General features: G+C 39.7%; 15 protein-coding genes. All 15 read left to right on the top strand.

The window, feature by feature from the left end; all coding sequences use genetic code 11:
* Positions 1-100: 100 nt before the first annotated feature.
* Positions 101-895, top strand: a complete 795-nt coding sequence (locus tag LRA01S_RS04345) for a 6TM ABC transporter family protein (protein WP_061774391.1) — start codon at positions 101-103, stop codon at positions 893-895.
* The gene (locus LRA01S_RS04340) at positions 892-1,335 is read left to right on the top strand and encodes a hypothetical protein (RefSeq protein WP_061774390.1); all 444 of its coding nucleotides are present in this window, start codon (positions 892-894) and stop codon (positions 1,333-1,335) included. Before LRA01S_RS04345 ends, LRA01S_RS04340 begins: the two co-directional genes overlap by 4 nt.
* 322 nt (positions 1,336-1,657) lie before the next feature.
* On the top strand, positions 1,658-2,332 hold the full coding sequence (locus LRA01S_RS04335; RefSeq protein ID WP_061774389.1) for a zeta toxin family protein: 675 nt from the start codon (positions 1,658-1,660) through the stop codon (positions 2,330-2,332).
* Positions 2,325-2,486, top strand: a complete 162-nt coding sequence (locus LRA01S_RS11035) for a hypothetical protein (protein WP_003139232.1) — start codon at positions 2,325-2,327, stop codon at positions 2,484-2,486. The genes LRA01S_RS04335 and LRA01S_RS11035 overlap by 8 nt, the downstream gene beginning before the upstream one ends.
* Positions 2,487-2,671: 185 nt before the next feature.
* Positions 2,672-3,007 (top strand): PadR family transcriptional regulator, encoded by a 336-nt coding sequence (locus LRA01S_RS04330; RefSeq protein WP_061774408.1) that lies wholly within the window; start codon positions 2,672-2,674, stop codon positions 3,005-3,007.
* Entirely contained in the window at positions 2,991-3,377 is a 387-nt protein-coding gene (locus LRA01S_RS04325) for a DUF1129 domain-containing protein (protein WP_096824042.1), read from the top strand. Before LRA01S_RS04330 ends, LRA01S_RS04325 begins: the two co-directional genes overlap by 17 nt.
* A gap of 263 nt (positions 3,378-3,640) precedes the next feature.
* Positions 3,641-4,294 (top strand): hypothetical protein, encoded by a 654-nt coding sequence (locus LRA01S_RS04320; protein ID WP_061774387.1) that lies wholly within the window; start codon positions 3,641-3,643, stop codon positions 4,292-4,294.
* 168 nt (positions 4,295-4,462) lie between these two features.
* Positions 4,463-5,500: an N-acetyl-gamma-glutamyl-phosphate reductase gene (gene argC / locus LRA01S_RS04315; protein ID WP_061774386.1), complete on the top strand. Its 1,038-nt coding sequence runs from the start codon at positions 4,463-4,465 to the stop codon at positions 5,498-5,500.
* Between the two features lies 1 nt (position 5,501).
* Positions 5,502-6,701: a bifunctional glutamate N-acetyltransferase/amino-acid acetyltransferase ArgJ gene (gene argJ / locus LRA01S_RS04310; RefSeq protein ID WP_061774385.1), complete on the top strand. Its 1,200-nt coding sequence runs from the start codon at positions 5,502-5,504 to the stop codon at positions 6,699-6,701.
* Positions 6,702-6,715: 14 nt separating this feature from the next.
* A complete protein-coding gene (gene argD, locus LRA01S_RS04305) occupies positions 6,716-7,852 on the top strand; it encodes an acetylornithine transaminase (RefSeq protein WP_061774384.1) in 1,137 nt (378 codons plus the stop codon).
* Positions 7,849-8,727 (top strand): acetylglutamate kinase, encoded by an 879-nt coding sequence (argB, locus tag LRA01S_RS04300; protein WP_061774383.1) that lies wholly within the window; start codon positions 7,849-7,851, stop codon positions 8,725-8,727. The genes argD and argB overlap by 4 nt, the downstream gene beginning before the upstream one ends.
* Before the next feature lie 155 nt (positions 8,728-8,882).
* Positions 8,883-11,360, top strand: coding sequence for a DNA gyrase subunit A (gyrA, locus tag LRA01S_RS04295; protein ID WP_061774382.1), 2,478 nt, complete (start codon positions 8,883-8,885; stop codon positions 11,358-11,360).
* Between the two features lie 22 nt (positions 11,361-11,382).
* Positions 11,383-12,420: an FAD:protein FMN transferase gene (locus tag LRA01S_RS04290; protein ID WP_061774407.1), complete on the top strand. Its 1,038-nt coding sequence runs from the start codon at positions 11,383-11,385 to the stop codon at positions 12,418-12,420.
* A 19-nt stretch (positions 12,421-12,439) separates the two neighbouring features.
* A complete protein-coding gene (locus tag LRA01S_RS04285) occupies positions 12,440-13,168 on the top strand; it encodes a class A sortase (RefSeq protein WP_061774381.1) in 729 nt (242 codons plus the stop codon).
* 102 nt (positions 13,169-13,270) lie between these two features.
* Positions 13,271-13,492: a hypothetical protein gene (locus LRA01S_RS04280; protein WP_061774380.1), complete on the top strand. Its 222-nt coding sequence runs from the start codon at positions 13,271-13,273 to the stop codon at positions 13,490-13,492.
* Positions 13,493-13,605 lie beyond the last annotated feature (113 nt).

Raw genomic sequence — 13,605 nt, 5'->3', positions numbered from 1 at the left:
GAATGACTAGCGTTGGAAATGAACAACAGAAGTTACAACAGCAAAGGACGTAACACCTGAAAGATATCAAGGCTTAATTGATGATATTAATAATACGGCTATGATAGGTGCAGTGAATCCTACACTTTCAGCAGCCCAAATAGGTATAAAAATATTTACAGGTCCTACGACATTTTTACTTAGAATATTAAGTAATTTATCTGTATTTATTGTGTTTCTTATTACGCTTGTAATTCTTTTATTATTTGGAATTCCGAAACTTACAGGCTCATTCTTAAAATCATTAAATCCTACAAATCAACAAAGAATAGCACAAGCAAATTATGTGATGGTGAATGATTCATTTTCATCAGTTGATGGTGTCGATGTAGACACGGTTCCGCTTAATAAATTGGAAGCAGTACTTGGACTATCTGGAAAATCTGAGGCAATGGTACATATCGATGTGCCCAAATTAAAAATAGATAATCCTATATTTGATGATCAATCACAGAAGGCTCAGGAGTCCATTAAGCAAGCCCTAAGTAATTCTATTTTGGAAGTTCAACTTAAAACGGTAAGCAAAGATTGGCAACTCAGTTATGATGGTAATGTTATTGCGCCAGTAGATAAAGTACGGTTGAATGCATCTTCGAGGGTAGGTGGAGTGTTCTCAGATGTAGAGAATATCTTGAAAGATAAAGGCTATAAAAAAATCGATTGGATAAATAAGGATAGCCTTCAATCCGAACTAGATGATATTAACAAAAATACTACGACCAACTTGGAAGGTAAAGTAAAAATGTATAAAGGTCTTTCATTGTTACACAAATCCAAATACAAAATCAGCATTGCTGTTAAATTTGAGAATAATTCTTTCAAAGTAATATCAGTTAAAGAGGACAAGGTGAAATGATAAAAAAACAACAGGGAACGTATAAAATACGGAAAACAATTTTTTTGTTAAGTGTATTAATTGCTTTAGTCATAGGTATTTTTTGGGGGATTAGAAAATTTACAGCTGAATATTATTTCAAAAATACTATCCTTAATAATGTTAAAGGAGTAAGTATTGTCGTAGAGTCGAAATTATTTGCAGATTTCCCCATTATAGGTAGTGATGTCCCCTATAATTCTGTTACAATAAAGATTCCTGATTTGGCAAGTAAAAAAGTTGGCGAGGATTCAAATAATGTTATTAATAATGACCTTCTATCATCTGGAATAAAAAACTGGATCAAGACCATGTATCAGAGAGATGAAGCTAAAAAATTTACTGATAAACTTGTTGTGAAATACAGAGATGACACCATAATTGATGATGATTTAACAAAAAATGAGTCGAAAGAAAAATGAAAATTCGCAGAGATGCGTTTTTTTTTCGATTTAATTTCATATTTAACTACAATCATTACGACAGAAAAGGGATCAAAACGAAATTTTAAAATAAGGAAGCACCTGAAAGTCGTTATTAAACAGTTAACAGGTGCTTTTTTGTATATATTTTTATCAAATAAAACTTTATTTCTGGTATAATAAGCTTTAAAGATTTGCACTGTAACATGGATTAAGAAGCAAGTAAAAACATGGGGATTAGACAACAAATATTGATATCAGAAGAAAGTTATTAAGTCACTAAAATGATGCTTATCAAAATAACAATAAGGAGGGCTTTTTCTTGAATTCTAGCGATAGTTATTTAGAATATGCGAAAACCAATAAAGATAAGTTTATTGAGAGCATTATCCAAGGAAAGTCTTCGGATGATGAAAAAGATGCGGTCTTTATGGCAGGTAGTCCTGGCGCTGGAAAAACAGAAGTAGCATTGGGACTTGCTGAAAACTATGATAATCATGTCATCATTGATGCAGATGCCTTTCGGACTCAGTTCCCTGATTATAACGGCACAAACTCATCTGCCTTCCAAAAAGCTTGTTCTTGGTTAGTTGAACAGGCTTTAAAATATGTGTTAGACAAGGGGTATTCGTTTATCCTTGATGCGACTTTTGCGATTTTATCTGCTGAGAAAAACATAATTCGTGCAGAGAAGAGTGGTTTTCGTTTAACGATTTTCTATGTTTATCAAGAACCACAAATCGCTTGGCAGTTTACGAAAGAGCGTGAAGTGGCAGAAGGACGAAAAGTTCTAAAGAAAACTTTTATTAATGCCTACTTCAAAGCAAGAGAAAATATCAAAAAAGTAAAAGAGAGACATCAAAAAATAGTCTTGCATATCATCGTTAAAGACTATCAAAGTAACATAGCAGAAGTTCACTATGCAGCAGACAATGTGAAATTAGTACTATCTGAAAGATACACAATAGAAGAATTGGAGGAAAAACTAGATGACTGAAAAAGAGCAAGTCAAACAAATCGTAGATAAATATAACAAAAGCATCGCTGATTTATCTGATAGAGCAACAGCAAAAGAATTTAAAACGGTCATGAAGTATGTGGCAAATCAAGCCAATCTTAGACAACGTAAGCTAGTCGGACTGGATAAGTAGATTTTCTTACATGTATTGATGTAGTATTTGAAAACTTTTAACTACTGAGTTAATTCTTATAGAACCCAAAATTCGCAGAAATGCGTTTTTTTTGATTATTTTCTACTATATAGCTTTACAAACTAGCGGAAAATGATATAATGATTTCATACTAGTTAGCAAAACAACATAGTGAGGTGATAAGGATTAGAGAATCACAGATGTTAAAAGGTATTTTGGATGGTTGCGTTTTGCGTGTGATAGCAGATGGCGAAGTCTATGGTTACGAATTGATACAGAAGTTGAAACAGTCAGGATTTGACAATGCAGTTGGTGGTACGATTTATCCGATTTTACAAAAATTGGAGAAAAATGGAGATGTCACAAGTTTGATGAAAAAATCAAAAGAGGGACCAAATCGAAAATATTTTCAAATTACTGAGCAAGGACTTGTAACCTTACAAGCATTTTGGGAAGATTTTGATAGTTTGGTAGGAAAAGTTAATCGAATTTGGGGAGAAAGTAATGAAAGAGATGTATAGAGAAAAAATTTCTGACATTCAAGATAACTTGACTGAAGAAAATAAAACCTATTTCAATGATTTATATGACGCGATTTTTTTAAATGGTGCTCTACTTTACAAAGAAGAAGCGATGTTGGAAACATCCTATAACCTGTTATTGGATCTATTAGATGCACAGAATGATGGAGAGAATGCCATAAAATATTTTGGTATGACTCCGGATGAAATGGCGGATAACATCCTTAAAAAATGGAAAAAGAGACACCAAATGAACTCAGAAAAATTATTTGGTATTTTGGTATTTCTGCTCTATTTTGGACTTATTTTGGCAGTATCAACTGGTTTTCTGAAAAATCACTTAGTATCTCATGGCTTAGCTATCTGTTAGGGTGCTTCGTTTATATGATAGCGGCAATAATCTTTTTCAGACTAGTTTTACGTACGATAACATTTAAGAATAAAGGGTTGACTTATTTTATAATGTGCATTTATATGTGCAGCATCATTGGTATTTTTGTGCTTATTAAACTTTATTTGAAAGATTTTCAAGTAATCTATGTACCTGCACTAACATCCAAAGTGATAGGACTTGTTTTAGCAGTTGCTTATGGTTGTTTGACATATACTTGGTTGAAAGAAAGGGATTAATTGATGGCTGGTGAAAAATATCGCGTGCAGCTTACAGCTTTAGCAGAAAACTTAAATCCTAAAAATCGATTATATTTTGATCGTCTGTACGATACTTTGTTGCTTAATGGTGCAATCTATAATTCAGAAGTTGTTTCTGAATTAGCTTATGATGTTTTGCTAGATTTGTTGGATGCACAAGCTGACGGCATTGGTGCTGAATCATATTTTGGTCTTAGTGCTATCCAGATGTCCAAAAAATTATTGAAGCAAGTTGATAAGAAAACAAAGAGTTTAAGAAATTTAACGATTTGGACTGTATTGATAGGTTTATTTTGGAATTATGCAGTCAATATTTCTTGGTTTGGAATAGAGCCAACACCAATTTCTTGGGTTTGCTATTTATTTGAAATTATTTTGCTGAGTTCAGGTGTCTTTTTATTGTTCAAAGTTTTCTGGTTCAGTTTGCTTGTCAAAAGTAAGCGATTATCTATTATTATCCTTTGGGGTTATATTTTTATCGTACTCAGTGTATTTTTGTGGGGACAGAGATTTTTGAAGGATTTTCAAGCACTCTATATTTCTAGCTTTTCTTCTAAAATTATCTGTCTTATTTTATTTTCGCTATATGTCTTATGGGCGATCAAATTTATCAAATCAACGGCAAATAAATTATAAAAAGTTCTTTACTATCTATCCAAAATTCGCAGAGATGCGATTTTTTTGTATACCAAGACAGGATTCCTGAAAATCTTGCATAAAGTTGCAAAATAACCCACATTCCACTTGACAAATGTAAAAATATACATTATTATTGTATATATATTCAATTAAAGGATAACACTTATGAAAAAAATAGCCATCATTGGTATCTCGGGATACTCAGGATTAGAATTGCTGAGGCTGCTCCATAGTCATCCAGACGCTGAAATCGTCAATGTCTATGGCACGTCAAATATCGGCGCCAAATTAACAGATCTTTTTCCAAAACTGCTCAATTTTCCAAAATATGCAACTTTGACCATCAAAACATTTTCATCTGATGAAATCATGACCACAGCAGATTTGGTTTTCTTTGCGACACCAGCTGGGATTGCGGCAGAGTTAGCAGCAGATTTCATCGCAGCAGATTTTCCAGTCGTCGATTTGTCAGGTGATTTCCGCTTACAAAATCCGGCACAATATGAAAAATGGTACAAAAAGTCAGCCGTCCATAAAAATTTATTATCAAAAGCAGATTATGTCTTAGCTGATTTTGACCGACCGACGCAAGCTTATGTCTCTAATCCAGGCTGTTATGCGACTGCAACGTTATTAAGCCTAGCACCGCTTTATCAGGCCAACCTGATTCAGCTAGACAGTGTCATTATCGATGCCAAATCAGGTTTGTCAGGTGCAGGCAAGAACTTGACCGACAGCAGTCATTACGTCAATGCTAACGAAAATGTCAGTCTCTACAAACTCAATCAGCACCAACATATTCCAGAAATTTTTAACAAGTTAATCTCTTGGAACACCAATGCCAAACCGATCCAATTTTCAACGTCTCTGATTCCGGTTAATCGTGGGATTTTCGTTTCAACCTATGCCAAATTAGCAGAGGGAATCACCTTCTCAGATGTGGTGGCGGCTTATCACCAGACTTATGACGATAAATACTTCGTGAGAGTCTTAAATGATGGTCTCTTGCCTGATTTGCATAGTGTCGTTGGCACAAATTTTACCGACATTGGCCTTGGCTATAATGAACTGACTCATACTTTGACGGTTGTGACCGTTATTGATAATCTCGTGAAAGGAGCGGCAGGGCAAGCGATTCAAAATATGAACCACCTTTTCGATTTTGACGAAAAAGCTGGGCTTGACCTCGTGCCGATTTTATAACATGACAAAATTTAAAGCAATCAAAGGAAATATCGCCTCACCTAAGGGGTTCACGGCAGATGCCACACATGCGGAGCTTAAATTCCAAAAGTTGGACTTAGGACTCATCCTTTCAGACGTTCCCGCAGCAGTCGCAGGGGTCTTCACGACAAACAAAGTCGCTGCAGCGCCGATTGATCTGGATAAAGCAGTGGTCGCAGGTGGTGTGGCACAAGCCATCATTGTCAACTCAGCCATTGCCAATGCCGTGACAGGAGACGAGGGGATTACAAACGCCAAAAAGACGCAGCGTTTGTTGGCAGAAAAATTTGACCTCAACCCAAGTCACATCGCGGTTTGCTCGACGGGTGTTATCGGCAAACAACTTCCCATGGATAAAATCGCGCTGGGCATTTCTAAACTATCTGCTGAAAATGGTCATACCAACGGTTTCGCTGAAGCTATTTTGACAACGGATCTGGTCACAAAAGAAGTGACTTATGAAGTTGAGATTGCAGGCAAAACGGTCACGGTTGCAGGTGTCTGCAAGGGCTCAGGCATGATTCATCCCAATATGGCGACCATGCTTGGCTTCATCACAACCGATGCCAAAATCGCCCAACCTTTGCTGCAAAACATGCTGTCAGAAATAATTGAGACGACTTTCAACCAAATCACGGTAGACGGCGATACTTCTACCAATGATACAGTGCTCGTCATGGCAAATGGTCAAGCTGACAATGCTGAAATCCTAGTCGATACCGAAGATTACCAAGCTTTCAAAACTGTTCTAGCTATTGTCTGTCAAGACTTGGCGAAAAAAATCGCAGCAGATGGCGAAGGGGCAACCAAACTCATTGAAGTCAATGTTACTGGAGCGCCAGATGAGTTATCAGCACGTCTGATTGCTAAACAGATCGTGGGCTCTAGCCTTGTTAAAACAGCGATTTTTGGTGCTGATCCTAACTGGGGGCGCGTGATTTCAGCGATTGGGCAAGTCGCAGCCTTTGATGTCCCAGATATTGAGTTAGAAATTCAAGGTGATTTGGTCTTACTTCATTCAACACCTGTTGATTTTGACCAAGCAGAGCTCTCTGAAAAACTCAAAGAAAAGATAGTTGTCATTGATGCTGAGCTTAACAACGGCACTCAATCCGGAACAGCTTGGGGCTGTGATTTAACTTATAAATATGTTGAAATCAATGCCCTCTACCATTCTTAAGAAAGAAAAAGTCTATGACACATTTACTCCAAAATTACGGGACTAGAATTCCCATGACCTTTACGCATGGCGAAGGCGTTTATCTATTTGATGAGACTGGCAAAAAACACTTAGATTTCACGAGTGGCATTGGCGTGATGAACCTAGGCTATTCTTTTGAAGTGGGCAAAGCTGCTGTAAAAACACAAGTGGATGCCCTCGCCCATCTCTCTAACCTCTACAACAATCCTTTGCAGGAAGAAGTTGCGGATTTACTAGACCATGCTGACCACTACAAGGCATTCTTCGCAAACTCTGGCGCAGAAGCCAATGAAGCAGCACTAAAGCTAGCCCGTTTGATCAGACCAGGCAAAGAAATCTTGGCCTTCGAAGACGGCTTTCACGGTCGGACTTTCGGCGCCATGTCAGCCACCATGCAGGACAAAATCCAAAACGGCTTCTCGCCCATGGTATCAGGCTTCTCAAAAGCCATCTATAACGATGTCGACAGTCTTAAAGCCTCTGTCACCCCTCAAACGGGTGCCATTCTTTTTGAAATCGTCCAAGGTGAAGGAGGCGTGACCCCACTCACAGCAGAATTTGCGGCAGCACTCAAAAGCTGTCAAGAACAGGGAGTTCTGCTCATCGTGGATGAAGTTCAAACTGGCAATGGTCGGACGGGTAAATTATTTGCCTTTGAACATTTCGGACTGCAACCGGATATCTTCACGACGGCTAAAGGCTTAGGCAATGGTTTGCCAGTTGGCGCCATGTTGGCTAAAAATTGCTACGCTGACTGTTTTAGTGCCGGAAAACACGGCTCGACTTTTGGCGGGAATCCTTTAGCCATGGCAAGTGCTAAGGCTGTCTTGACTGAACTGACTTCCGATGGGTTTTTAGCTGAAGTGGCTGATAAAGCAGACTTTCTCAAAGCACAGCTCAAGGAAAAATTAGCAAGCAAACCAACTGTTAAAGCCATCAGAAATCTTGGACTTATGGTCGGTATTCAACTCACTGACGGTACTCAGTTGCAAGCGGTCTTGTCAGAAGCCAGAGCGCAAGGTCTCCTAGTCTTGTCCGCAGGTAAAGACGTTGTTAGACTGCTGCCACCATTGGTCATGACAAAAGCGCAGTTGGCGGACGGCGTGGCGATATTGGAGGGGATTTTATGAATGTACCCGAAACGCTGACGGCGGCGCTGCCTTTCATGCTCAAGTATCAGGGGCAGACGGTCGTTATCAAATACGGTGGCAACGCCATGACGGACGATGTCATCAAAAAGTCAGTCCTGAGTGATATTTTGCTCTTAAAGACGTTGGGGATCAATGTCGTCCTCGTGCATGGTGGCGGGCCTGCCATTAATGAATTACTTGATAAGTACGGCAAAGAATCGAAGTTCATCAACGGTTTGCGCTATACCGACGAGGAGACCGCTGAGCTTGCACTGACGGCCCTGTCGGGCATGGTGAATAAAAGTCTGGTTCGGGATATTCAACGACTAGGGGGCGAAGCGATTGGCATCTCTGGCATTGATGGGCGGATGATCGAAGTCGAGCAACTGTCTGAAGATTTGGGTTACGTTGGGAAGATCACCAAGATTAATACTGAAATCATTGAACGGATTGCGAAGACCTCGGCTATTCCTGTCATTGCGACTGCGGGTGTTGATGCGGCGGGCGAGATATATAATGTCAATGCCGATACCGCAGCTAGCCGAATTGCAGGAGAATTGCAGGCTGAACGCTTTATTCTTTTATCAGATGTTCGTGGTTTGTATTCGAATTTTCCAGATGAAGCCTCATTTTTACCCGAAACGACGCTGTCAGAAATTGATCACTTGATTGCGGCCGGTAAGATTTCCGGTGGTATGATTCCAAAACTGGAAGCCATCAAATATGCCATGCAAAATGGCTTAAATGAAGCGGTTTTACTCGATGGTTGCTTGAAAAATTCACTGATTTTTGAATTGTTTACGAGTGAAGGTTTTGGAACTTTGATCAAAAAAGATGATCTAGATTTAACGAAATATGACCAATTAACGCTTTAAGTCAGGAACGAATCCGAGGACTTGACAAGGGCGCAAAAATTTGCTTTTTCAAAAGCCATCAACAGACTGTGAAGCTAGGTTCTGCCTAGCTTTTTTCCTATTTTTTTGGTATAATGGTGGCAATACGTGATTAGTATTTGAAAGGCTGTATATCAATGCAAGACAAAAATTTAGTCAGTGTCAATCTGGCGAGTGAAATGAAGACGAGTTTCATCGACTATGCCATGAGTGTCATCGTGGCACGGGCCTTACCCGATGTACGTGACGGTCTAAAACCGGTACATCGCCGTATTCTTTATGGTATGAATGAGCTGGGTGTGACACCTGATAAAGCACATAAAAAATCTGCCCGTATTACCGGTGATGTTATGGGTAAATATCACCCACATGGTGATTCGGCCATTTATGAATCTATGGTTCGGATGGCACAATGGTGGAGTTACCGCCACATGCTCGTTGACGGTCATGGTAACTTCGGTTCTATGGACGGTGACGGCGCCGCTGCCATGCGTTATACCGAAGCACGGATGAGCAAGATTGCGCTTGAAATGTTGCGCGATATTAACAAAAAAACAGTCGATTTTATCGATAACTATGATGGTACAGAACGTGAACCTGTTGTACTTCCTGCACGTTTCCCTAACCTTTTGGTTAATGGGACGACAGGGATTGCTGTCGGGATGGCGACCAATATTCCACCACATAATCTTGGTGAAACGATTGATGCCGTCAAACTCCTCATGGCCAATACTGAGGCGACAACACGTGATATCATGGAAGTTTTGCCTGGTCCTGACTTTCCAACAGGTGCCCTTGTCATGGGACGTAGTGGGATTCATCGCGCCTATGAAACAGGGAAAGGTAGCATTACCTTGCGTGCCAAATCAGAGATTGAAATCACAAAATCTGGTAAAGAACGCATCGTCATTACCGAGTTTCCGTATATGGTTAACAAGGCGAAATTGCATGAGCATATTGTACGCTTGGCGCAAGAAAAACGTATTGAGGGCATTACAGCAGTCCGTGATGAGTCTAACCGTGATGGCGTCCGTTTCATTATCGAAGTTCGCCGTGATGCGTCTGCCAATGTTATCCTGAATAACCTTTACAAATTAACTAGCGTTCAGACCAACTTCAGCTTTAATATGCTGGCAATCGTTGATGGCGCGCCGAAAATTTTATCAGTTAAAGAAATCCTGACGCATTACATCGCGCATCAAAAAGAAGTGATTACACGTCGGACACAGTTTGATAAAGAAAAAGCTGAAGCGCGTGCCCATATTTTAGAAGGCTTGTTGATTGCCCTGGATAATATTGATGAAATCATCAAAATTATTCGTGGATCTGAAACAGATGCTATCGCGCAAGCCGAATTGATGTCACGTTTTGAATTATCAGAACGTCAATCACAGGCCATTTTAGACATGCGTCTGCGTCGTTTGACTGGTTTGGAACGCGACAAGATTCAAAAAGAATATGATGACTTATTGGCCTTGATCGCAGATTTGATTGATATTCTTGCGAAACCTGAGCGTGTTGTTGCCATTATCACGGAGGAAATGGAAGAGATCAAGCGTAAATTCGCGGATCCTCGCCGGACAGAACTGCTCGTTGGTGAAGTTCTCAGTGTAGAAGACGAAGACCTAATCGAAGAAGAAGATGTTTTGATTACCTTGTCAAATAAAGGTTATATCAAACGTCTCAACCAAGATGAATTCCGTGCGCAAAACCGTGGTGGCCGTGGTGTACAAGGATCTGGTGTGTCAGATGAAGATTTCATCAAACACATGGTGTCAACCTCAACACATGACCATCTCCTATTCTTCACCAATCGTGGCCGTGTCTATCGGATGAAAGCCTACGAAATTCCAGAGTATGGTCGTCAGGCCAAAGGTTTGCCGATCGTCAATCTGCTTAAACTGGATGAAGGCGAATCAATCCAAACAGTCATCAATGTTGAAAAATCTGACCAAGAGCGCTTCCTCCTTTTCACAACCCTACGTGGGATTATTAAACGGACCAGCGCCAATCAATTTGCCAACATCAGAACCAATGGTCTAAAAGCCCTCAACCTGCGTGAAGATGACGAGTTAGTCAATGTCTTACTCACAACAGGTCAGGAAGAATTGATCATCGGAACACATGATGGTTACTCTGTTCGCTTCAAAGAAAATATCCTCCGTGACATGGGTCGTGCAGCGACAGGTGTTAAAGGGGTTAACCTCCGTGAAGGTGACTTTGTCGTCGGCTCAAGTACTATCAATGACAGTCAGGAAGTTCTTGTTGTCAGTGAAAATGGTCTCGGTAAACGAACAAGCGCTGAACAGTATCCAACCAAAGGCCGTGGCGGTAAAGGGATCAAAGTCATGAATGTGACCGAGCGGACTGGTAAATTAGCCGGCCTCGTGACCGTTAATGGCGATGAAGACCTCATGCTGATCACGGATACAGGCGTCATCATCCGGACCAACGTCGACAACATCTCCCAAACCGGCCGTAGCGCCCAAGGCGTGAAAGTGATGCGTCTGGATAAAGAAGCCCACATCGTCACCTTCGCTTTAGTTGAGCGTGAAGCTGAGCTAACAGATACGCCTGAAAATGGTGCTGAGGAAGTGACAAGTGAAGAAGTTTAAAAAAAGCCTAGGCTTAGTAACCATGCTTTTAGGACTTAGCCTAGTCTTAGTAGCGTGTGGCACGCCAAAGCGTGACTTGCGGACAAAACCCTATGTCAAAGAAGCTTTTACCATGGGTACCTATGTCAAAATTACCTCCTACGATAAAGGCCATGAAAAAGATGTTGCCGCAGCTCTTGCCATTGCCAAAGACTACGATAAGAAAATCTCAGTCAATCAATCTGGCAGTGAATTAGATGAGATAAATGATCAAGCCGGCATCAAACCTGTCAAAGTTTCAAAAGCTGTCTACAAGCTACTGAAAGATGCCTATGACTATTCTGATAAACAAACAGGGTTTGATATGATGATCGGTGCTATTAGTAGCCTCTGGCACATTGGATTTGACGATGCTAGAAAACCCAGTCAGGCTGAAATCGATCAAGCCTTGCCTTTAGTTTCTTATCGCTTAATTGAATTTGATGATCAAAAGCAAACAGTTTATATCACCAAAAAAGGTGCCAAGATTGATTTGGGGGCGATTACCAAAGGCTACGTCTCAGATCGGATGACGGATTATCTGAAAGATCATGGTGTCACAACTGCGATTGTAGACCTAGGTTCTTCAAGTCTGTCCCTGATTGGTCACTCGCATCGGGGCGCTGAGGAGCCATGGACGATCGGTATTAAAGACCCTAATAAAGCGGTATCTGCACAAGTTGGTCTCTTAGATGCGCAAGACGAATCTGTGTCAACTTCAGGTATTTACGAAAGATTCTTAGAAGTGGATGGTAAGATCTATCCCCATCTATTGGATCCCAAAACAGGCTATCCTTTTGACAATGACATCCAAAGTGTGACCATTGTCAGTAAAAAAGGGGTGGACGGTGATGCGCTCTCAACAACCATTTTTGCTCTAGGGACTAAAAAAGGGTATGAATTTGTGGCGCAGCACAAAGATATTGAAGCGATTTTTGTCGATAAAGATAATAAGGTCTATGTCAGCAAAAATCTGAAAGACCGCTTTGAGATTGATAAAAAATCTGAGTATCAGCTTGGCAATATCGCAGATTTAAAATAATGCAGTGAGGAGTATCCTAATGAAAAAAGTAAGACGTTGGTTAGTGAACATTTTTCTGGTCTTGCTCTTAATGCTTGGTTTATTACTGATTTTTAATAAAGGCTTCCGAAACATGCTCATGGCATGGAATGCCAATAAGTATCAAGTGACCAAGATTGATAAAAATACGTTGAAGAAAAACAATCAAAAAGGAATTGGTGACTTTGATTTTTCAAAAGTTAATCCCATTTCATTTGAAGATGTCATGAAAAATCAGTTAAATGCGCAAAAACTGCCAGTCATTGGGGGTATTGCCATCCCTGATTTAGGAATTAACCTACCAATTTTTCGAGGTATTGGCAACGTTGAACTCATGTACGGGGCTGGAACACTAAAAGAAGATGCTGTCATGGGTCAAGGTAATTACGCCTTAGCCAGTCATCATGTTAGCGGTGTGACAGGTGCACCACAATTGCTTTTCACACCACTTGAGCGCGCCAAAAAAGACATGGTCATTTACATCACGGATAAGGAAAAAATTTATCAATACAAAATTCGTGATGTCCAAGTCATGACACCTGATCACGTCGAAGTGATTGATGATCATCCCGGTAAGAAAGAATTGACGCTTGTTACCTGTGATGATATTGAAGCCGTAAATCGGATTATTGTCTTTGCGGATTATGTCAAGGAATTCCCATTTGACACCGCTAAAAAAGATGTTAAAAAAGCTTTTGAAGTGAGTTATAATCAATTTACTAATTTTTAAAGTGAATAAGAGAAGTCCTGAGTATCTATTAAAGATGCTAGGGCTTTTTAGTTTAAGGTAAAATTAAGAAAAATATATTATTGTCTAATTAAAGGAGATGAAATGCTTAAATTTGAAGAAAAGTTTCAGCACCCCAACTTGTTGCATTTGACTGTTATGCTTCTCTTAGCTTTACCATTTTTGACAAGTATGGTGAATTTTTATCAACATGGTTATATGCTTGTCATGTTTAAAAGTATCCCAGTAACACTTTTTTGGTTACTGAGACCAGTAATGATTTACTTACTCATTATTCTAATGATGAAAAAGTTGAAACGTCAATAAAACAAGAGATCTCTAAAAAATAGACTAGAAAATTTTGAATTCTGGTCTATTTTTTATTTTCAGTATTCATTTTTTTACTAAATTGTGCGGTAATACCACAATACTTATGTTGC

Origin of the sequence: Pseudolactococcus raffinolactis NBRC 100932 (assembly GCF_001591765.1) — a bacterium.
Taxonomy (GTDB): domain Bacteria; phylum Bacillota; class Bacilli; order Lactobacillales; family Streptococcaceae; genus Pseudolactococcus; species Pseudolactococcus raffinolactis.
Note: the sequence above shows the minus strand (reverse complement) of the source record. Positions and strands in the feature narration are given on the sequence as shown.

Coding starts and splice junctions, on each gene's coding strand:
- LRA01S_RS04345 (WP_061774391.1), top strand. CDS start 101: ATGATAGGTGCAGTGAATCCTACACTTTCAGCAGCCCAAATAGGTATA.
- LRA01S_RS04340 (WP_061774390.1), top strand. CDS start 892: ATGATAAAAAAACAACAGGGAACGTATAAAATACGGAAAACAATTTTT.
- LRA01S_RS11035 (WP_003139232.1), top strand. CDS start 2,325: ATGACTGAAAAAGAGCAAGTCAAACAAATCGTAGATAAATATAACAAA.
- LRA01S_RS04325 (WP_096824042.1), top strand. CDS start 2,991: ATGAAAGAGATGTATAGAGAAAAAATTTCTGACATTCAAGATAACTTG.
- LRA01S_RS04320 (WP_061774387.1), top strand. CDS start 3,641: ATGGCTGGTGAAAAATATCGCGTGCAGCTTACAGCTTTAGCAGAAAAC.
- argC (WP_061774386.1), top strand. CDS start 4,463: ATGAAAAAAATAGCCATCATTGGTATCTCGGGATACTCAGGATTAGAA.
- argJ (WP_061774385.1), top strand. CDS start 5,502: ATGACAAAATTTAAAGCAATCAAAGGAAATATCGCCTCACCTAAGGGG.
- argD (WP_061774384.1), top strand. CDS start 6,716: ATGACACATTTACTCCAAAATTACGGGACTAGAATTCCCATGACCTTT.
- argB (WP_061774383.1), top strand. CDS start 7,849: ATGAATGTACCCGAAACGCTGACGGCGGCGCTGCCTTTCATGCTCAAG.
- gyrA (WP_061774382.1), top strand. CDS start 8,883: ATGCAAGACAAAAATTTAGTCAGTGTCAATCTGGCGAGTGAAATGAAG.
- LRA01S_RS04290 (WP_061774407.1), top strand. CDS start 11,383: ATGCTTTTAGGACTTAGCCTAGTCTTAGTAGCGTGTGGCACGCCAAAG.
- LRA01S_RS04285 (WP_061774381.1), top strand. CDS start 12,440: ATGAAAAAAGTAAGACGTTGGTTAGTGAACATTTTTCTGGTCTTGCTC.
- LRA01S_RS04280 (WP_061774380.1), top strand. CDS start 13,271: ATGCTTAAATTTGAAGAAAAGTTTCAGCACCCCAACTTGTTGCATTTG.